12 protein-coding genes are annotated in these 19,151 nt (G+C 59.3%); 7 read left to right on the forward strand and 5 right to left on the reverse strand.

The window, feature by feature from the left end; all coding sequences use genetic code 11:
- Nucleotides 1-78: 78 nt before the first annotated feature.
- From dnaE to HMPREF3042_RS05765, 3 genes are all read left to right on the forward strand, one after another.
- Entirely contained in the window at nucleotides 79-3,636 is a 3,558-nt protein-coding gene (dnaE, locus tag HMPREF3042_RS05755; RefSeq protein WP_070856471.1) for a DNA polymerase III subunit alpha, read from the forward strand.
- Between the two features lie 56 nt (nucleotides 3,637-3,692).
- Entirely contained in the window at nucleotides 3,693-4,988 is a 1,296-nt protein-coding gene (ilvA, locus tag HMPREF3042_RS05760; protein ID WP_070856473.1) for a threonine ammonia-lyase IlvA, read from the forward strand.
- A gap of 106 nt (nucleotides 4,989-5,094) precedes the next feature.
- A complete protein-coding gene (locus HMPREF3042_RS05765) occupies nucleotides 5,095-8,796 on the forward strand; it encodes a hypothetical protein (protein WP_070856474.1) in 3,702 nt (1,233 codons plus the stop codon).
- Nucleotides 8,797-8,805: 9 nt separating this feature from the next.
- Here the strand turns inward: HMPREF3042_RS05765 and treZ are convergent, their stop codons facing one another.
- Nucleotides 8,806-10,722: a malto-oligosyltrehalose trehalohydrolase gene (gene treZ / locus HMPREF3042_RS05770; protein WP_070856476.1), complete on the reverse strand. Its 1,917-nt coding sequence runs from the start codon at nucleotides 10,720-10,722 to the stop codon at nucleotides 8,806-8,808.
- 147 nt (nucleotides 10,723-10,869) lie between these two features.
- Between treZ and HMPREF3042_RS05775 the strand changes: the two genes are divergently transcribed.
- Entirely contained in the window at nucleotides 10,870-11,571 is a 702-nt protein-coding gene (locus HMPREF3042_RS05775) for a YigZ family protein (RefSeq protein ID WP_193388714.1), read from the forward strand.
- A 6-nt stretch (nucleotides 11,572-11,577) separates the two neighbouring features.
- Here the strand turns inward: HMPREF3042_RS05775 and HMPREF3042_RS05780 are convergent, their stop codons facing one another.
- Nucleotides 11,578-12,324, reverse strand: a complete 747-nt coding sequence (locus tag HMPREF3042_RS05780) for a helix-turn-helix domain-containing protein (RefSeq protein WP_048734728.1) — start codon at nucleotides 12,322-12,324, stop codon at nucleotides 11,578-11,580.
- 152 nt (nucleotides 12,325-12,476) lie between these two features.
- On the opposite strand from HMPREF3042_RS05780, the gene HMPREF3042_RS05785 reads away from it, so the two are divergent.
- A complete protein-coding gene (locus tag HMPREF3042_RS05785) occupies nucleotides 12,477-12,722 on the forward strand; it encodes a hypothetical protein (RefSeq protein ID WP_005510313.1) in 246 nt (81 codons plus the stop codon).
- Nucleotides 12,723-13,115: an RNA-binding S4 domain-containing protein gene (locus HMPREF3042_RS10640; protein ID WP_083327431.1), complete on the forward strand. Its 393-nt coding sequence runs from the start codon at nucleotides 12,723-12,725 to the stop codon at nucleotides 13,113-13,115.
- Here HMPREF3042_RS10640 and HMPREF3042_RS05790 read toward each other — a convergent pair.
- The 3 genes from HMPREF3042_RS05790 to HMPREF3042_RS05800 form a co-directional block, all read right to left on the reverse strand.
- Nucleotides 13,063-14,229, reverse strand: coding sequence for a GTP pyrophosphokinase (locus HMPREF3042_RS05790; protein WP_070856479.1), 1,167 nt, complete (start codon nucleotides 14,227-14,229; stop codon nucleotides 13,063-13,065). The two genes, HMPREF3042_RS10640 and HMPREF3042_RS05790, sit on opposite strands and share 53 nt — an antisense overlap.
- Entirely contained in the window at nucleotides 14,219-16,681 is a 2,463-nt protein-coding gene (gene treY, locus HMPREF3042_RS05795; protein WP_070605618.1) for a malto-oligosyltrehalose synthase, read from the reverse strand. Before treY ends, HMPREF3042_RS05790 begins: the two co-directional genes overlap by 11 nt.
- A 113-nt stretch (nucleotides 16,682-16,794) precedes the next feature.
- Nucleotides 16,795-18,438, reverse strand: a complete 1,644-nt coding sequence (locus HMPREF3042_RS05800; protein ID WP_070856481.1) for an exonuclease domain-containing protein — start codon at nucleotides 18,436-18,438, stop codon at nucleotides 16,795-16,797.
- A 323-nt stretch (nucleotides 18,439-18,761) separates the two neighbouring features.
- On the opposite strand from HMPREF3042_RS05800, the gene HMPREF3042_RS05805 reads away from it, so the two are divergent.
- The gene (locus HMPREF3042_RS05805; protein WP_005510305.1) at nucleotides 18,762-19,004 is read left to right on the forward strand and encodes a HigA family addiction module antitoxin; all 243 of its coding nucleotides are present in this window, start codon (nucleotides 18,762-18,764) and stop codon (nucleotides 19,002-19,004) included.
- Nucleotides 19,005-19,151: the final 147 nt, after the last annotated feature.

Genomic DNA, 19,151 nt, shown 5'->3' on the forward strand with positions numbered 1-19,151 from the left:
CAGACATAAGGGGCTGCTTCATTTTGAGTGTTCGAAGGAATCGTGTTCAGTCCGGGCGATTGTCTACAATCTGGACTCATGGCTAACTCCTCCTTCGTGCACCTCCACAATCACACCGAGTACTCCATGCTCGACGGTATGGCGAAGATTGATTTGCTTGCCGACGAGGTTGCGCGACAGGGAATGCCTGCGGTCGGTGTCACCGACCACGGCAATATGTTTGGCTCAAATGCTTTCTATCGGCAGATGAAGTCCAAGGGCATCAAGCCGATTATCGGCATTGAGGCCTATATGGCACCGGAGAGTCGTTTTAATAAAAAGCGCATTCAGTGGGGTGAACCGCATCAGCGTCGCGATGACGTCTCGGGTCGCGGTTCCTACTTGCACCAGACCATGTTGGCAGCGAATGCGCAGGGTCTGCGGAACCTGTTCTACCTGTCGTCGATGGCGTCGTATGAGGGGCAGATTAGTAAGTACCCGCGTATGGATGCCGAGTTAGTGGCGGAACGCGCCGAGGGCATTATCGCCACCACTGGGTGCCCGTCGGGTGATGTGCAGACTCGTCTGCGCCTGGGGCAGTTCGACGAGGCTCTGCAGGCCGCCGGTATGTGGCAGGACATCTACGGCAAGGAAAACTACTTCCTTGAGCTGATGGATCACGGGTTGGATATTGAGACCCGTGTGCGCAGTGAGCTGCTGGAGATTGGGCGGAAGCTGAACCTGCCGCCGTTGGTTACGAATGACTGCCACTATGTCACCCGTGACCAGGCCAAGGCTCACGAGGCTATGCTCTGCGTGCAGACGGGTAAGACGCTCAATGACCCGGACCGTTTTAAGTTCGACGGTGATGGCTACTTTATTAAGTCCGCTGAAGAAATGCGCGCGACCTGGGATCATCTAGTCCCGGGTGCCTGTGATAACACGCTGCTCATCGCCGAGCGCGTCGAGGATTACGACGAGCTGTGGGAAGAGCACCCGCACGACCGCATGCCGAAGGCGGACGTTCCGGAAGGGGAAACGCCGACGACATGGCTGCATCACAACGTGATGGAGGGGCTGCGCAAGCGCTTTGAGGGGCGCGAAGTACCGGAGGAGTACATCCGGCGCGCGGAGTATGAGATTGAGGTCATTGACGGTAAGGGATACCCGTCGTACTTCCTCATCGTGGCGGAGCTGATTCGTCATGCCCGCGAGGTGGGCATCAAGGTCGGTCCGGGGCGTGGTTCCGCTGCCGGTTCCCTGGTCGCGTATGCGACGTGGATTACGAATATTGACCCGATTGAACACGGTTTGCTCTTCGAGCGATTCCTGAACCCAGAACGTCCGTCCGCGCCGGATATCGATATCGACTTCGATGACCGCCGCCGCGATGAAATGATTCGCTACGCTGCCGATCGCTGGGGCGAAGATAAGGTGGCGCAGGTGGTCACCTTCGGTACGGTGAAGACCAAGCAGGCTCTGAAGGACTCGGCGCGTGTGCAGTTCGGTCAGCCGGGTTACCAGATTGCAGACCGCATTACTAAGGCGCTGCCACCTGCGATTATGGCTAAGGACATTCCGCTGAGCGGCATCGTCGACCCGGAGCATCCACGCTACGGCGAGGCAGCCGAGGTCCGACAGCTTATTGAAACCGACCCGGATGTGGCTCGAATTTACGAGACAGCTCGTGGTCTCGAAGGCGTCGTTAGGCAGACCGGCGTGCACGCGTGTGCCGTGGTGATGGCGTCGGTGCCGCTCTTGGATCACATCCCGATGTGGAAGCGACAGGCTGACGGCGCGATCATCACTGGCTGGGACTACCCGGCATGTGAAGCCATTGGTCTGTTGAAGATGGACTTCCTGGGTCTTCGAAACCTGACGGTTATCGGTGACTGCATTGAGCACATCAAGTCCAACCGGGACGAGACAATTATGCTCGATGATCTTCAGACCGATGATCCGAAGGTTTATGAGCTGCTGTCGCGCGGTGACACCCTCGGTGTGTTCCAGCTCGATGGTGGCGGCATGCGTGAGCTGCTTAAACGAATGCAGCCAACGGGCTTCGACGACATCGTGGCATCGCTGGCGCTATACCGTCCGGGTCCGATGGGCGTGAACGCGCACTTTGACTACGCAGATATTAAGAATGGCCGCAAGCCCTACAACGCCATCCATCCGGAGCTGGATGAGCAGCTGAAGGACATCCTGGAAGAAACGCACGGCCTGATCGTGTACCAGGAGCAGATCATGAAGATCTCGCAGAAGCTGGCGAACTACACGGCGGGTCAAGCAGATGGTTTCCGTAAGGCCATGGGTAAGAAGAAGCCCGAGGTGTTGGCCAAGGAGTTCGTGAACTTCGAAGGCGGCATGTTGGAAAATGGTTTCTCCAAGGATGCTGTCCAGAAGCTGTGGGACATTATTCTGCCCTTCGCCTCGTACGCGTTTAACAAGTCCCACGCGGCGGGCTATGGCCTAGTGTCCTACTGGACCGCGTATCTGAAGGCCAACTACACCGCTGAGTACATGGCGGCGCTGTTGACCTCGGTGGCGGATGATAAGAACAAGCTGGCTATTTATCTGTCGGACTGTCGCCACCTTGGCATTAAGGTGCTGCCGCCGGATGTCAATGAGTCGGGTATGGATTTTGAGCCGGTCGGTGAAGATATTCGCTTCGGCCTCGGCGCTATCCGTAACGTTGGCCATGATGTGGTCGCGTCGATTGTGAAGACGCGCGAGGAGAAGGGCAAGTTCACGTCGTTCTCGGACTACCTGGACAAGATTGAAACGCTGCCATGTAACAAGCGCATCACCGAGTCGCTGATTAAGGCTGGCGCTTTCGACTCGCTTGGGCACCCACGAAAGGGCCTTGCGCTCATTCACGAAGAAGCCATTGACTCGGTGCTGTCGACCAAGAAGGCTGCAGACAAGGGACAGTTCGACCTGTTTGCGGGCTTCGGTGGGGAAGAGGACACCGGTTCGGAGAGCATCTTTGAAATCCGTGTGCCGGATGAAAATTGGGATCGCAAGCACGAGCTGACCCTGGAACGAGAAATGCTGGGCCTCTATGTCTCCGGTCATCCACTCGATGGGTTCGAAGAATCGCTGGCCGCGCAGACCGATACCGCTTTGACCACGGTCGTCGGTGGGGAGGTCGCTAACAACACCGAAATCACTATTGGTGGCATTGTCTCCAGCGTTGACCGTCGCGTGAATAAGAACGGTCAGCCCTGGGCGATTATCGGTATTGAGGACCACAACGGCGCGCGCGTGGAGGTTATGGCTTTTGCGAGAACCTACGCGATGATTGCCACCAGCATTGCTGAAGATGCCATCGTGCTTATTCGTGCTCGCGTTCAGTACCGCGATGACCGCATGAGTGTGGTCTGTGATGACCTGAAGCTGCCGGATCTTGGCCGCAATGGCTCCACTTCGGCGCCGCTGCGTCTGACCATGCGCACTGATCAGTGCACGCCGGAGATGATTGCCAAGCTGAAGTCAGTCCTGTTGGATAACCCCGGCGACTCCGACGTTTATCTCAAGCTTGTCGACGGCGATTCCCACACCACTTTGGTTCTCGGCGAGCACTTGCGGGTCGACCGGGACGCCAGCTTGATTGGTGATTTGAAGGCGACGATTGGGGCCAGTATTTTGGGGTAGCTTATCGCGGCCCTGATTGTCGCAACCGATTGTATGACCGAGTAGAGTCATAGCTCATGAGTGAGAATTCTGTGCCTGCTTCCCAGACCGAACGCCGACTTGTCCACGCGGCCGATATTCAGATTGCGCAGGCACGAATTTCTTCGGTTATTGCGGCCACTCCGCTGCAGTTCAGCCCACGTCTTTCCGAAATTACCGGCGCTAAGGTATTCCTCAAGCGGGAAGACCTCCAGGACGTGCGCTCGTACAAGATTCGCGGTGCCTACAACGCCATGGTCCAAGTCACCGACGAAGAGCGGGCAGCAGGCGTCGTTGCGGCATCTGCAGGAAACCACGCTCAAGGCGTGGCCTACGCATGCCGTCAGCTGGGTATTAAGGGGCGCATCTATGTGCCCAATGCCACGCCGAAGCAGAAGCGCGACCGTATCGCATACCACGGCCGCGATGCCGTTGAGATTGTCGTTGTCGGAGACTCCTTCGATGAGGCCGCCGCTGCTGCTCGTGCCGACGCACAGCGCACTGGTGCCACCATGGTGGAGCCATTCGACTCTTTCAACACCATCGTCGGACAAGGCACTGTCGCAGCTGAAATCATTGCGCAGCTCTCCGGTCAGGGGTTGACTCTGGATACCATCTGCGTACCGGTCGGCGGCGGTGGTCTGCTCAGCGGTGTCACCTCGTACCTGTCGGATATGTCGCCGAACACCCAGGTCATGGGCGTGGAACCTGCGGGCGCAGCTTGTATGCGAGCAGCCCTGGAGAACAACGGCCCGATCACGCTGGGGCACACCGACCCGTTCGTCGATGGCGCCGCGGTGGCCCGCTTTGGTGATCTGCCATGGCACATCCTGGAGGCCAACCGCAATCGTGTCCATCCGATGATTGCGCCAGAGGGCGCGGTCTGTGAGGCGCAGCTGGATCTCTACCAGAACGAAGGGATTATCGCTGAGCCGGCCGGTGCGCTGTCTGTGGCAGCTCTGGAGCAGATGCAGTTCGAGCCAGACGAGGTTGTTGTCTGCATCATCTCGGGTGGCAACAACGACGTGCTGCGCTATGCCGAGATCATGGAGCGCTCGCTGGTCTACCGCGGCCTCAAGCACTACTTCCTGGTGAACTTCCCGCAGAAGCCCGGCCAGCTGCGTATGTTCCTCAGCGAGGTTCTCGGCCCGGATGACGACATCTCGCAGTTCGAGTACCTCAAGCGGAACAACCGCGAAACTGGCGCGGCGCTCGTCGGTATTGAGCTGCGTCATGCTTCTGACCTCGAGGAATTGCTGGCACGCATGGATGCCTCGCCGCTGAAGTGCCGCCGACTAGTGCCCGGCACACCAGAGTATGACTTTTTGACCTAGACTTGCTGGGTCCAGCTGGGAAACTTCCGAGGGAGTCCTCCCAGGTCCATTAATTAAATGAATCTTTTCGAGCAAGCTTTGTAGCGAAAGGGAGCGTCCACCCATAATGACTGGGGCAAGCAGTGTCGACCAGGGTGTCCGAGTGGAAAATACCGTGATTGTCGAAATGTGGCTGGCTGCCGCAGAGCAGGATCTGGCCACCCGGATTCCAGGGCTGCTGGAATCTGCCACACAGGCCAAAGTTGAGCCATTGTTTGTCTGGTCAGGGCTGTCGATGGACGAGGTTGAGCGTATCGACCGCTTCTTGGGAACGCTCCTGGCCCATCATCTGGCTGGTGGTACCGCTGCCGATATTGATGCTGCGAAGAGCGTCGTTGACAATCACCCGCTGGTCACCCTCGCCTCGCTGGTAGGGCGCGCCGCGCGTGTTGCGTCGGCAAGCGAAATGTGGCTGGACTGGCCGGCGGCTCTGCAGCTGAATCCAGACGCCGATGCCACCGGCGCGCTCATCTCGCACCTCGCCGCCGCAGTGCCGACAATGCTAGCCAATGCCGGTTTGCCTAACGACGTCGACAGCAACCAGGCCGACTCGGATGAGCTGCAGCAAGCGGCACAGGTGCTTTTGCTGCACGCGGGAGTTCAGCTGTCAGTGATGCCATTGATTATCGAGCGCTGTGAGGAGCTTGCGGGCGTATCGGAGCTGACCAATCCTTCGGCCAATGACCTGGTACAGGCGTTGTCGAAGGTACATCCGCTGCTCGAGGGGCTGCTGACCGAAATCGCGGAGGCGGAAGATGGTGCCTACCCGCTGGCGCTGCGTCAGTTGGCCAGGACGGCACCCCGCCAGGCACACAAGTTGTTTAAGGCAACCCTCGGTTACGCCATTGCCACCGCCGCTGATCCGGCCAACTGGGAAGCTCGGGAAGAGCTGGGCCAGCTCGACGCGGGGCTGCCGCCCATACTGGTGGCCGCTGCGCGTGAAGAGCTGCGTATGCGTCCGGCGGGTACTGCGAACCGTCGTGAAGCCGTGGGCGTGGTGGCAACGACCGGTCGCCCACAGCTGTACTTCGATGAGCTGACACAGACCGTTGGCGTACAGCTACCGACGCCGCTGGACCCGGCGGGGCGGACCTGGCGCGTCACCTTCGGCGGCACGGTAGCAACGACGCCGGTGGTGGGCCTGCAGGATTCGCTGCCACGTCCGGTGGTGACCATTGATGAGCCGGTGCGCGATGTGCTGGTGGAAATCGGCGATGAGAAGCACTGGCGAGTCCCGGCGATTAGCACTGAGGACCCGATTCTCATTTTCGGTGCCGACGGTCAGTCGGTCACAGACAAGGTCTCGCTGCACTCGACTTCCGCCACGGTGGTCTACCCGGTTGATGCCACACTCGTTGACCCCGTCACCGGTGCTGAGGTGCCATTGCTATCGGACCCACGCCCATTCAACTGGGAGCTGTGGCAAGTCGCTGAGATCGATCTTCGCGATGTTCATGCAGTTCAGGTTCGTCGGTCCGGGGCGGCTGGCGAGGTTCGGTCGGCGTCACCGCAGCGTCAACCGCGAATGACCATGCCCCACGCGCGACTCGACGGCACGGTGTCTGCCTACGGCACCCCGGTTTACGCTGGCGGTCCGGTTGCCGTGTTTCCGCCGACGCTGTCCGGGAAGGATGAGTCCTGGCGTGCCATCGTCACCGATTTTGGCGGTTACGGTGCGTTTACCACGGATTCCGTCATGGTCTATGACCTCGAGGTACCCGCCGCGGGTGGCGAGGTTGAGATCCTTACCGATGATGATTACCCGTGGGTCGGCGAGTTCGTGGTTCGCCTGGTCAATCCGCGTGGCCGCAGCTTCCAGAAGCACTTCGCCATTGCGGAGCAGGCTGACCTCACTATCACTTACAGCGGTGGTGGTGACGGCTTCCGCATCCCGACCATCGATGGTCTGAGCCCCGCTGACATTCGCGTTGTCTCCGGTGACAAGCCGCTCGACGCCGAGCCCGCTATCGTGCGCCTCGGGGCGGACGAAGTCACAGGTACCGTCGAGCTTTCCACCGACGAGGGCGCATGGCTGCAGTTGCAGGTCACGCCAGGCACTCTGCAGTTTGAGGTTCCGCTTGCCGACGAATCCGTCGCCCGCCGCACCACTACCTTGGTCACCCGCCCGAAGCGTGTCGATGCCTTCGGCAAGATTGTCGTCAATGCCCCGGGCGAGCTGCGCCATGCGCATGTTGCAGTTTCCAGCGGTGAGCGCGACATCTGTCGCGTCCCCATCAAGCGTTTCGGCGATACTGGCTACGCGGAGTTCGGCAAGTTTGCCGACCGTATCTCTCTGCTGAAGGCCTTGCGTATCAGCTTGGACTGGACTCGTGTGACGGGACGTAAGCGCCTGTCTGTACCGCTGGTGGAGGCTTCCTCCCGCGATGCCATCCGTCAGATTGCCTTCAACGATGAAGCCACTGACATCATCGAGGTTGATGTCGCTGACGATGTTTCGCATTTGCCGATGACCCTGTGGCTCTGGGCCGCCGGTCAGCCGTGGCGCGAACCCGTCGCCCTGGAAGTCGTGGAGGGTGAATGCGAGCTTCCCGACGAGCTCCGCGGCCTTGGCCCATTCGTCGCGCAGGTGACTTTCGGTGTGGAGAAGGAACGCCACCCGCAGTGGCCGGCGGCCGGGTCGACCATTTTGCATCATGTTGATGATGCCGAGGCTGTCGACCTTGATGGCGAGGACACCGATTCCGTTGCTCGCGCGCAGGAACTGTGGGGCGAGCTAAATCAGGATCAGCTCGCACGTTTGTGGACGCTACTGGCGACCTTGCGCGCCGGTCGTGCAACCGACATGGCGCAGGCGAATCCGCTGCTGGCCGCGCCTAGGTTGGGTGCGATCTTGTGTGCTGAACCACGCGCTGGTCTGGCAGCGTTGAACCGCTCAGTCATCGCGTTGGACGATCAGCCGGGTATGTTTATCGCCTCCGGACTCGTTCTGGGAGACTTCAGCGCTACTAAGCCAGTGCCGGGGCGTCGCCGTGTGCCGTGGCTCGGTGCCTTGGCAGCATTGGCGGATCTCACTGATGAGAGCGTGGACCGTTCTCGTCAGCTGGATTACCTACGTACGACTGGTGGCCAGGGACTGCTGGACATTGCCGCCAGCGGCCAGGACACCACTCTGGAGTCCGCCACTATCGACCAGAGCTCGGTGCAGATTACCTCGCTGCCGGAAGCGCAGGCCAGCGCTATTTTATCGCAGGTCTTTGATTCCTACCGCATGGTCCCGGGTCCGCTGACCGACGATGACGCTCGCTTCACCGCAATTTACGAAGTGGTACGCAATCGCGCTGAGATTGTGGAACCCGGTGTGATGACCCAGCTTGCCGCTGCCTCTCGGGTGTTGTTTAAGACGGTGTCGAAGGCGTCTCCACGACTGCGCAAGGCGGTCAATGTGCGCTTCCACAAGCTCGATGGCATCGATGCGGATGATCCTTCGCTGCACTGGACTCTGGTGCCGGGAACGTCACTGCTTATTGCAGTGGCTGCCCGCGTATTGGCCCGCACTCAGGCTGAGAATTCTGATGCCAGTGTCGCCGCTGTCCGTGAGCTGATTCCGATGTGGGCTCAGCTGGCGGACCTGGTTCCGACGTTGGTGATGAGCGATATTCTCATCGCAGACGCGTTGGTGGCTCACGCCCTCCACGGTGATGTCACCGAGCTGCCGTGGCCAGCATCCGAGTCGGGTGCTGATGTCGAAGCTGATGCTGACGCTGCGGCCGACGCGAATCCTGAAGGCACGGCTGACGCGGAGGACTAGCCTGTTTGACTAGCTGAGCGAGACGACAGCGTAGCCCCACGCTGGAAGCGAGATTTCGGGACCAGCAGCTTCGTCATTGACGATGCTGGCTGCTGCGTCTTCAAAAGTGTGCAGCAGGTGGGCGGAACCGAACTCGGAATCCAAGTTGACGCTGGTTTCGGCGTCTGAGAAGTTCGCGACCAAAGCGACAGTTTCAAAGGCATCTGAGCCTCGGGCACCCATTTCGCGCTCATCCTGACTGCGCACAACAACAAGGCACCGATTGTCCTCGTCATACTCGGTCACTACAGATGCTGACCACGGAGTGCGAAGCGACGGGTGAGACTTCCGCAGCGCGAAGAGATCGCGGTAGGCCGACAGAATAGTGGCGTGCGAGCCCTCCGAGACCTCCTGCCAATTGAGCTTCGAGCGATTAAAGGTCTCTGGATCCGATGGATCGAATACCTCCTTCGGATCCCACCCGGCACGGGCAAACTCACGTAGGCGTCCCTCGCGCGTGAGCCGCTGCAGCTCCGGATCTTCATGGGAGCAGAAGAAAGCAAATGGGGTAGAGGCACCCCACTCCTCACCTTGGAAGAGCATCGGGGTGAAAGGACTGCATGCGATAACTGCTGCCTTTAAAACCTGCTGCGCCGGGGTGAGGTTCATCGACGGACGGTCACCGACAGCGCGGTTACCCGTTTGATCATGCGTGGTTGTGTACGTCACAAAAGCATGCATGGGCTGGACAGACAGGTTAAAGGGGCGGCCGTGAGTACGACCGCGGAATGTCGACATTGTGCCCGTGTGCCAGAAGCCGGTTTCCAAAGCGCTAGCCAGCGCTTCCACCGAACCAAAGTCCGAGTAGTAGGCGTGGTCTTCGCCAGAGATCAACGTGTGCAGCGCATGGTGGACGTCATCATCCCACTGAGCGTTGAGGCCAAAGCCACCGGCAGCCCGCGGGCGGACCAAGCGCGGATCATTTTGATCGGACTCTGCAATCAAGGAACGCGGAATACCAGTCTCGGCTGCGACAGTGTCTGCGACAACCTGCATCTGCTCCAGAATGTGGAATGCCCCCTCATCATGCAGAGCATGGACTGCGTCCAGGCGCAGACCGTCGACGTGGTAATCCACCAACCATTGGCGCACTGCATCCAAAATGTACGCACGCACCTCATCAGAGTTGTCGCCGGTGAGATTGACAACCTCACCCCAACCCGTCGAACCACCAGCGGTGTAGGGCCCGAAAAATCCCACATAGTTGCCGTCTGGACCGAAGTGGTTATAGACCACATCCAAAATGACGGCCAACCCCTTGCGATGGCACGTATCAATCAGCTTTTGTAGGCCCCGCGGGCCACCGTAGCCCTCGTGCACACTGTGCCAGGACACACCGTCATAGCCCCAATTACGGTCACCGCCGAAAGGCTGTACTGGCATCAGCTCAATGTGTGTCACTCCCAGCTCAATCAGATGGTCTAGATGTTCCACCAAACCTTCGAAATCGCCAGAATCGCTGAAGGTACCCACATGCAGCTCATAAATCAGACCTCCTGGCAGAATCCGACCCGACCAGGCCGAGTCCTTCCACTTATAGGCACTCAAGTCAACGACCTCGGAGAAACCATGCGGACCATCCGGCTGGGACTGTGAACGCGGATCCGGCAGCGGTATTGTCCAGTCACCGACAGCGGGGGAGGAGCCGTCCCCCGATTCGCCATCAGGCGCGCCGTATCCCGCATGTGCCCGCAGCGAGAAGGCGTAGCGATCCCCCGGTGTTCGAGCCACATCAGCTTCGAACCAACCAGAGTTGGCGCCGTAGCCATGGGTGGCATCAGCGATTGGATGCATATCAAAAATCGCAGGAGCGTCAGGATTGCCCAACAACAGACGGACTTCGGAAGCGTACGGGGCCCAGACTCGGTAGTTGCTCATGAGCACCATGGTAGGTCAGTCAGCGGATTGGCACAGTGAAACTTTTTCGAACACTGCGGATTTGAGGTGAGCCCAAGGTGAGGTCGAAATAGTAGGGCGAGGTCGAGACAGTAGCGAGGGACGGTGATTGGGTGTGCACGAAGCCCATACGCAACAATGGACACTATGACCACCGAGCCATCCACTTCGACCGAAGCGACGCAGAATCAGCGTGACATCGAGCTGATTGTCCCCGCCGACGGTGACATCGTCACGAATGAAATCGAGATTAAGAAATCGCGCTTCATTACGTGGATTGCGCGTGCCGACGACGAAGATAGCGCCCGAGAGGTCATTAATTTGGCCAAGGCGGAGTACCCGGATGCTCGCCACCACTGCAGCGCATACATTCATGAGGTCGTCGGAGGAAATCGGGTGGAGCGATCCTCAGATGACGGTGAACCTGGTGGCACGGCAGGGCGCCCGATGCTCGATGTGCTCCAAGGCTCTGGAATGACGAATGTCACCGCCGTAGTAATCCGCTATTTTGGCGGCATCAAATTGGGCACGGGCGGGCTTGTAAGGGCTTATTCGGATTCGGTCTCAGAGTGTCTAGAAAAAGTCACGCGCATGCGTCGAGTGCAAAGAGCCTTAAGAGTAGTGAGTGTCTCCGCAGCAGATGCCGGTCGCATCGAGGCGGAATTGCGTGCTCGCGGCTATGAGATTGTGGATACGCGGTGGGGGCAGAACGTGGAGTTTTCCATCGCAGTGACTGCCGATGGGATTGCCCAGCTTGACGGCGAAATGCAGGCGCTGACTAAGGGAGCTAGCGAGCCGTCTACGGACGGTGGCGAAATCTGGTGGGAGCTGCGCGCCTAACAGCCACTAACCCTGGTTCGGGGACTCCTCGCCGTTGTGTGCGCCGCGATGACGCTTGAGAATTTCCACCAGTTCGTCCTTGTTTTCCGCAATCTTTTCCGGCCGACCGAAGACACAGACCGCAGCCACAGTAGCGCCGTCTTCCTCCACTGCGATAGAGACACCATCGACGCCACCGCCTTCGGCAATACCCGGGGCAGCACAGACGCCGGTCTCTGCGATTTCCCCGGCCTGGCGGAGGAAATCATCCACATAAACCTGGTCTTCCGGTCGCGCGGAGTTCAGGTAGGACCACAGTTCGCGCTTTTCAAACCGACTCATCAAAACCCAACCTGCAGAGGTGCGCAGCAGCGAGCGTGGCAGGAAGTTCTCCGTCAGGTACTGGTAGCGCATGGATTCACCGACGGTTTTGAGGTAGAAAAGCTTGCCACCAACCGGCAGTGCCAGCACGGTAATCAAGCCAGTTTCGTTGTGAATCGCCTCAAGCTCGGCCGTCGGAACATGGACCATGCGACGACCGGCCATGACATTGAGCAGAAACGGTGCCATGCCGAGCGTGTAACGCTTGTTGGACTCGTCAAGGTAACCTGTCACAGTCAGACCGTTGACAAGGCCCTGCGTGGTACTGAGCGGATAGTTCAACGTGTGGGCGATGTCTGTGAGGGTTAGACCTTCGTTAGAGCGCGCAACGAGTTCGAGGATCGCCGCAACGCGGTCGACCATACGGTGGCGGGGGCGGACAGTTTCTGTCATAGCGCTAACTCTAGCAACCTAGCTACGCCATTGTATTAATTACCTACTCAAATAGGAATATTTAGCAGGCTTGCTATATCTGTCGGGATTTTTCCCGAATTGTACGCCCTATCGACCTATGCGATGCGTCAGGGCGACCAGAACGCTCTAATATGTACTCCATGAGCTATCTTCAGCCCCAACCTCAGAACCCCATTGAGCTCCGCAAGAACGCGGTGCGAAAGTACTCCCGCAATGCCGTTGTATGGGCAGGCAGCGGTGTCGTCGGCGGTGCAGTGCTCGGACTTCTAGCCGGAAGCATGTCGCTATTCCTCATCCTGGCAGTAGTCGGCCTGGTCGGTGGTTTTCTCAATTGGCAAAAGGTTCAGCGGATTGTCAACTACAAGGATCCGCAGTAAATGCCTGCTCAGCAGCAATTGTCTACCGAACCAGTGCGTATCGATGCCTGGATTTGGGCGGTCAGGTTGCTGAAAACTCGCTCATTGGCCGCAGATGCGTGCCGTGGCGGCCACGTCAAAGTCAACGGCGAGGCCGTAAAGCCCTCAGTTCTAGTCGTCCCAGGGGACAGAGTGCGATTGTGGGCAAACCACCGCGAACACATTGTTGAGGTCACCAAGACTGTGAAGAAGCGGGTCGGAGCTCCGGTGTCCAGGCAGTGCTATATCGACCACTCTCCGCCACCGCCTCCGAGGGAGATTCTCGCATCGATGCCGATGCGCGACCGCGGTGCCGGGCGGCCTACGAAGCGCGATCGCCGTCAGCTCGATCGTCTCCGGGGACGTCGCTCATAGGCATCCCGGCCTCAGCTAGTTGCTGCAATCGTGCGCGCAAACGAGCTGGTCGGCGCTTCGGGTTATGGCTGGTATCCGCAGTGGCCTTGATGTGCTTGTCGCCGCGAGCCGCTAGTAGCAGGTCATCGATAACACGCACATGACCTGGGTTAAAGCGGTACTTCATGGCCTTGCTTACCGCGCTGAGACGCTGCGGATTAAGTAGCTCTCGCAGCTGCCCGACAGTGCGAATGCCATTGCGCTCCAGCAGTTCTTCTGCCCAGCCGTAATGCTCTGATTTCGAGCGGGGTGCATCGGGAAGCAACATCGTCAGCACTCCGGGTAGGGTTTCCTCAGTCACCACAATGTCATCGGCTGTGGTCTTTGCCGGAACTGAGGGCTGTTCGCCCTCTCCTTGCGCGGAATCGTCTGGCGTAGATTCCTCCAGCACGGCAACGACTTGGTCGAACTGCTGATCCGCGAGCTCAATAAGGCCAGCGGCCAGCGCAAAAGCTCTATCAATCCGCGGGTCTGTCGCTCCCTCAGGGGCCTTGTAACGAATATCGTGCTCAAACTCCGCCCACGCATGCTGCAGCACAGTGCGCAGTTGCACCTCAAACTGCATATCCGCATATGGAGCTAGCTCTGACGGCGCCGCCGTCGACACCTTGCAGATCAAGTGCTGGGAGCCGTATCCCAACCGGCCGCTGATTCGTGTCTCCGCGGTCTTGTCGATCGTGCGCAGCACAGTCAGCGAATCTCCCAGCGCATCCATAATCGCGGGAATCTCCGTCGAATGGTACGTGGTTACACGCACGCCGATGATGTCGTGGATATCGTGCCACGGGTCAGGGTAGACGTAGCTGCCGTCCGCTTCACGACGCAGGGCCTTCTGCCGCAATGAGCGGAAAGACTTCACCCGCGCCGTGACATTGTCAAAGGCCAAACCGGCATCGGAGAGAATCTCTTTAATCGCATCGACAAAGTCCTGTGCGGCAGTGGGGTGCCGAGTTGCCCACGAGTCGTACTTCGACTGCAGCGCACGTGTAACCTCTCGATCCTCCGCCAACTGAGCCTTGCGGGTCTGCTCGCGGGAATCGTCGGCAAGCGAATCCTTCATCCGATTAGTCGTCATCGTCCTCGCGTACCAGCAGTGCTACTGGGAAGGAGCTGAACAGAGAAGCCACGGCGATGGTGCCCGACCAGGTATGGCCGGTGAAACGGTCGGTCCAGAATCCCTTGGGAAGTGTCACTGTAGTGTCGCCCCAACCGCCTTCGCGCTGCAGCCCCAGCGGACGGCGCGTCACCAGCGCGATAACATCTTCCGGCTCGCCCTTCGGTCCACGTGCTGCACCGACCAGGTGACGCTCGCCCACACCAACGGCGAATACTGGCTGGTAGGCACCGCCGACGAAGGACTCCGGGCGCTCCGCACGCAGCTTCACGCCGTGGTGAGTCACCATCAGCTTTGCGACGTCCGCATCGGCATCCGTAAAGTCCTCCGGCAGCTCAGCTGGGTGCTCTGGACTCTTAGTCACCGACGTGACCTCATCGCGGGCAACCTTATCCAGCGCCGCGACGCGCGCATCGTAGTCGACGAAGCGGCGGTTGTCGGGATCAACCAGGGAGTCCTCGGTGAACTCCGTCCCCTGGTAGGTATCGGGGATGCCGGGGCCGACAAGCTGGAGGAGCTTGCGCGACAGAGACGTGGTCAGGGCAGCTGGCGCAATGGAGCGGACGAACTCTGTGATGGAGTCGGTCAGGGGGCCGTCGAGAAGCGCGTCAATCCAGCTGCGGATGCCGAGTTCGAACTCCTCGACCGGCTCCGTCCAGGAGGTGTGCACATCTGCCTCGCGGATAGCCTTGATGGCGTAGTCGTGGAGGCGTTCGCGCAGTTCATCGGTAATTACGCCGTCGGTCGGCCAGACTCCGATGATGTTCTGCAGCAGGAAGTAGCCGGTGGCATCGTCCGGGGCGGGGGTGATGGCCATCCAGTTGCGAACATTTTCAGCCCAGTCGCCGGAGACATCGGAGAGCTGGAGAATGCGGGCTCGGACATCTTCGCCGCGCTTGGTGTCGTGCGTGGACAGCGTGGTCATGGTTCGTGGCCAGAGGCGAGCACGTTCCGACTGCAACAGGTGGAATTCCGCTGCCGACATACCGTAGCGACCGAGATCACCGCCAACTTCGTTTAGGCTGATCAGGCGACAGGCGCGGTAGAAGGTGGTGTCTTCGACACCCTTTGCCATGACCGCGCCACAGACCTGCGCGAACCGCGTGGCGGCCTCACCACCGGCTACCAAACCTGCCGAAATGAGGTCGAGAGCAAAGACACGCGAGGGGAAACGCGCTGCCATTTCGCCAATGACCGTGGAAGCCACTCGCGACAGGGAGACATAGTCCGAACGGTAGACAGGCATGGCCGCGACCAGCTTGCAGATGGTGTCGATAAGTACCTCATCGCTGACGCTGGTACCGCTGATAGACCAGTTATCGCGGCGCAGGGCACGCGCTAGACGACGGACCTCCGCAGCCAGCTCGTGAGCAGCGACATCGTGCTTGAGAGCCTGTGCGGTTGCTTGCACGGCAGTCTTGTCCCAGGTTGAGCCGGACTGCTGCAGAGCCAACATGCTCATGGCGTCTCGGGAGTCGCGGTTGACGAAGACATTGTCGAACTCACGCAGGGCGTCGTAACCCGTGGTGCCGTCAACCTGGAGCCTCGGATCCAGTGGCTCTTCGGCACCCAGAATCTTCTCGATAACCAGCCACTTGTCATCGCCGAGTAGACGGCGCAGCTCACTGAGGTATCCGAATGGGTTGCTGAGGCCATCCGGGTGGTCAATGCGGACACCGTCAATGATGTCCGCAGCTAGCAGCTCGCGGATGATGCGGTGTGTGTGCTCGAATACCACCGGGTTTTCCTGGCGGATGCCGGCCAGACCGTTGACGCTGAAGAATCGACGGTAGCCAATGACCCCGTCCTTCCAGTACATCAGACGATAGGCCTGGCGATCATGTACTTCCTGCGGGGTGCCGTCCTCGGTGCCAGGGCGCACCGGGAATGTGTTGTCGTAGTAGCGCAGAAGTGGCTCGTCGCCAGAGGTGTCGAGCTCCAGCTTGTCGATATCTTCCGGGGAGCCCAGAATCGGCAACCCCATCTTGCCGTTGGCACCGTTGTCCTCGTGCCAGTCGATGTCGAAGTAGGGCTCGAACTGAGAATCCTTGCCATAGGTCAGAACGTCCCACCACCAGGCATTGAGCTTGGGCTCCTCCACACCGAGGTGGTTCGGTACCAGGTCGATAATGATGCCCAGACCGGCCTTGTGCGCCACCTGCGCGAGCTTCTGCAGCTCTTCCATGCCGCCGAGCTCCGGGTTCACAGTCGTCGGATCGATGACATCGTAGCCATGGTTCGACTCCGGCACGGAAGTGAGGATAGGCGACAGATACAGGTGTGAAATTCCGAGGTCTGCCAAGTAGCCGACCTGTTCAGCCGCGTCAGCGAACGTGAAAGCGCGCCCGTTTGGATCGGCCTTGGGGCCACGGAGTTGGAGACGGTAGGTGGACGTAATTGGTCGGCGACTCATGTTCCCCTTTATACCGCCCACCAGGAAAAGCTGCTGCCTGACCGCTGTGGCAGCAGCTAGACCCAGAGCCTGCGCCCGCCGTCCGAATGCGAATTTCTTTCCGTGAACGTGGCCTAGAAGGGCGGCATTCCGTCATCGCCGGGCAGGGAAGTGGAACCAAACAACGGAACCGACTCACTGGAGTTGTTTCCGTCGCTGGCGCTAGGTGTCCCTTCCGCAGTGTCTCCTGTTTCGGACGCGCCATCCTCTTCCGGATTCAGCCCGAGTGCAGTAAAGAGCTCCTTCTCGCTCCAAATCTGGATTTCCTGGCCTTCGGCCTGCAGCTGTCGAGCCCTCTTCTCCTTCGACGTCACCGAATCCCACGGACCGGCGACCAATATGGTTGTTTTCTTCGTAACACCCTTATTGATATTCGCACCTGCAAAGGCAATCTTGTCCCACAGAAAACCCTTGTCATACGGTGCAAAATCGCCCGTCAGCGTCACACGCTGCTGGTACAGAAGGCCGCTTGGATCCGCGTCCGGATTCGGGTCTGGAATGGTGTCCGGTGTCTTGGCTGCATCCCATTTCGCATTGCGACGCGGCCGACGTGACGGCGCGGAACTGCCGGACTGCGCACCAGCACTAGCACCAGTGCCCGCGTTGGTTCCGGCTCCAGCGCTGGCGACACCAGACGGGTCATAGCGCACCATCCGTACTCGTCCACTGCCAATCTGGCCCAAGCTCAGCGAGACCTTCTTGCTCAAATCAGCCACCGATGTCGCGCGCTGCTGCTCCATCAACCACAGCGCTACCTCAGCACATGCGACCGCATCCGCCGTCGCATCATGATGATTCTCCAGTGACGCTCCCGCGGCCTCCGCCAACGTCGGCAGCTTCAAGTTGGGCAGCCCCAACTGCATCTGCCGAGCCCACATATAAGTACACGCAAAATTCAACTTCGGTGCTGGAATGCCTTCCGCCCGGCACGCTCGCGACAGGGCTGTGAAATCAAACCGCGCATTGTGAGCAACTACGTCCAAATCCCCGACGACGTCAACAAACTTCGCCAGCTGCTCCGGAAATGACGGATCACCGGCCACATCTGCCGCCGTGATGCCATGAATCGCGACATTGGCTTCATCAAAATACTCCAACCCCTTTGGCGGACGGCACATCCAGGAATAACGCTCCGTCACCTTCCCGCCACGCACGACCGCAACGCCAAGCTGAACAATCGAACCGGTGTCTTCGTTCGCTGTCTCTACATCGAACGCCGCAAACGGTGCGATGTCCGACACCGCAACCGCATCCCCCGAAGGAAGCGGCGCAAAAGGCACAGAGCGCTTTACGACGTCGCCCGCGCCCTCAACCACACTCACGCCTTCGGTGACCGCCGCGCGCTGTGCCACCCACGGCATCAACGTGGAAGTAAAAGCATCAGCTGAACTGTAGAACTCCGGATTCTTGGCCATCTCCGCCATGAGATCTGCCAGCAACTGCGCTGCTGCCTGGCGATGAGACATCACACGGGCCTTTGGCAAAGCTACTCCGAGGTCTACCGTGCCGGGGAAGAAGCGGTTGGCCGGAGTGTAGACACCGTTTTTACTTGCCGATGCGACCTCGGCAACGTCGGCAAGCGGGAGGGGCTTCGCGGGGGCGGTGCTAGCCGTGTTGATGGTGTGGGTAAGGTGGAGCCCATCTGCGGTAATAGTCACCGTGTCGCCGGTGAGCTCGAAGACGACAGCGGGCTCGGAGGATGGCGTGGTCGTAGTCATGCACTAGATGGTAGCGCCGATGGCGGATTGAGCTCCATAGAGGCTGCGGTACCTGCGGTTCTAGCCGAGTACATGTGGCTTCCGACAATGTGGAAATGTCCACAGAAATAGGAATATTTATGGAGTGTTCGGACAGTGGGGGTGTCTGTACCCCTGAAAACCACATGTTTTGGGAGGTTAAATGTCCGGATGCATTTTGAGCGGGCGCTCCTTATACTTTTCGACGAACGGCGGTAACTGGTCGTTCGAGCTTTCGAGCTCAAGCGAAGGGCAAAGCGGAAACAACGTATGCCAGTGAAGCGATGAAATAAGGAGTAAACATTTTGAGCACGCATCCTGTGCACCCTGGTTCTATCTTGAACGATAATTTCCTCGAGCCGCGACACCTCTCTATCTACCGACTGGCTCTTGCCATCGGCGTGCCAAGCTCAACTCTGGAGCGCTTTCGCACCGGCCGCACTGCGGTCACCACTGACCTCGCAAATCGACTGTCCGACTACTTTGACACCGAGCCGGAGTACTGGTTGAACTCTCAGGCGGAGTTTAATATGCGCGCATCTGCGTAAGAAGACTTCACGCCAGCTCGGCTCCCGCGGTGCTGTGTTGATCCAATGCGAGTTACTGACTGCGTTTATGGCTGGCGGCGGTGGGGGCGATGCGAGTTACTGACTGCGTTTATGTCCAAAATGGCCCGAAAAATGGCCTGAAAGTGT

Origin of the sequence: Corynebacterium sp. HMSC074C05, from assembly GCF_001838325.1 — a bacterium.
GTDB lineage: Bacteria > Actinomycetota > Actinomycetes > Mycobacteriales > Mycobacteriaceae > Corynebacterium > Corynebacterium amycolatum.

Coding starts and splice junctions, on each gene's coding strand:
- dnaE (WP_070856471.1), top strand. CDS start 79: ATGGCTAACTCCTCCTTCGTGCACCTCCACAATCACACCGAGTACTCC.
- ilvA (WP_070856473.1), top strand. CDS start 3,693: ATGAGTGAGAATTCTGTGCCTGCTTCCCAGACCGAACGCCGACTTGTC.
- HMPREF3042_RS05765 (WP_070856474.1), top strand. CDS start 5,095: ATGACTGGGGCAAGCAGTGTCGACCAGGGTGTCCGAGTGGAAAATACC.
- treZ (WP_070856476.1), bottom strand. CDS start 10,722: ATGGTGCTCATGAGCAACTACCGAGTCTGGGCCCCGTACGCTTCCGAA.
- HMPREF3042_RS05775 (WP_193388714.1), top strand. CDS start 10,870: ATGGACACTATGACCACCGAGCCATCCACTTCGACCGAAGCGACGCAG.
- HMPREF3042_RS05780 (WP_048734728.1), bottom strand. CDS start 12,324: ATGACAGAAACTGTCCGCCCCCGCCACCGTATGGTCGACCGCGTTGCG.
- HMPREF3042_RS05785 (WP_005510313.1), top strand. CDS start 12,477: ATGTACTCCATGAGCTATCTTCAGCCCCAACCTCAGAACCCCATTGAG.
- HMPREF3042_RS10640 (WP_083327431.1), top strand. CDS start 12,723: ATGCCTGCTCAGCAGCAATTGTCTACCGAACCAGTGCGTATCGATGCC.
- HMPREF3042_RS05790 (WP_070856479.1), bottom strand. CDS start 14,229: ATGACGACTAATCGGATGAAGGATTCGCTTGCCGACGATTCCCGCGAG.
- treY (WP_070605618.1), bottom strand. CDS start 16,681: ATGAGTCGCCGACCAATTACGTCCACCTACCGTCTCCAACTCCGTGGC.
- HMPREF3042_RS05800 (WP_070856481.1), bottom strand. CDS start 18,438: ATGACTACGACCACGCCATCCTCCGAGCCCGCTGTCGTCTTCGAGCTC.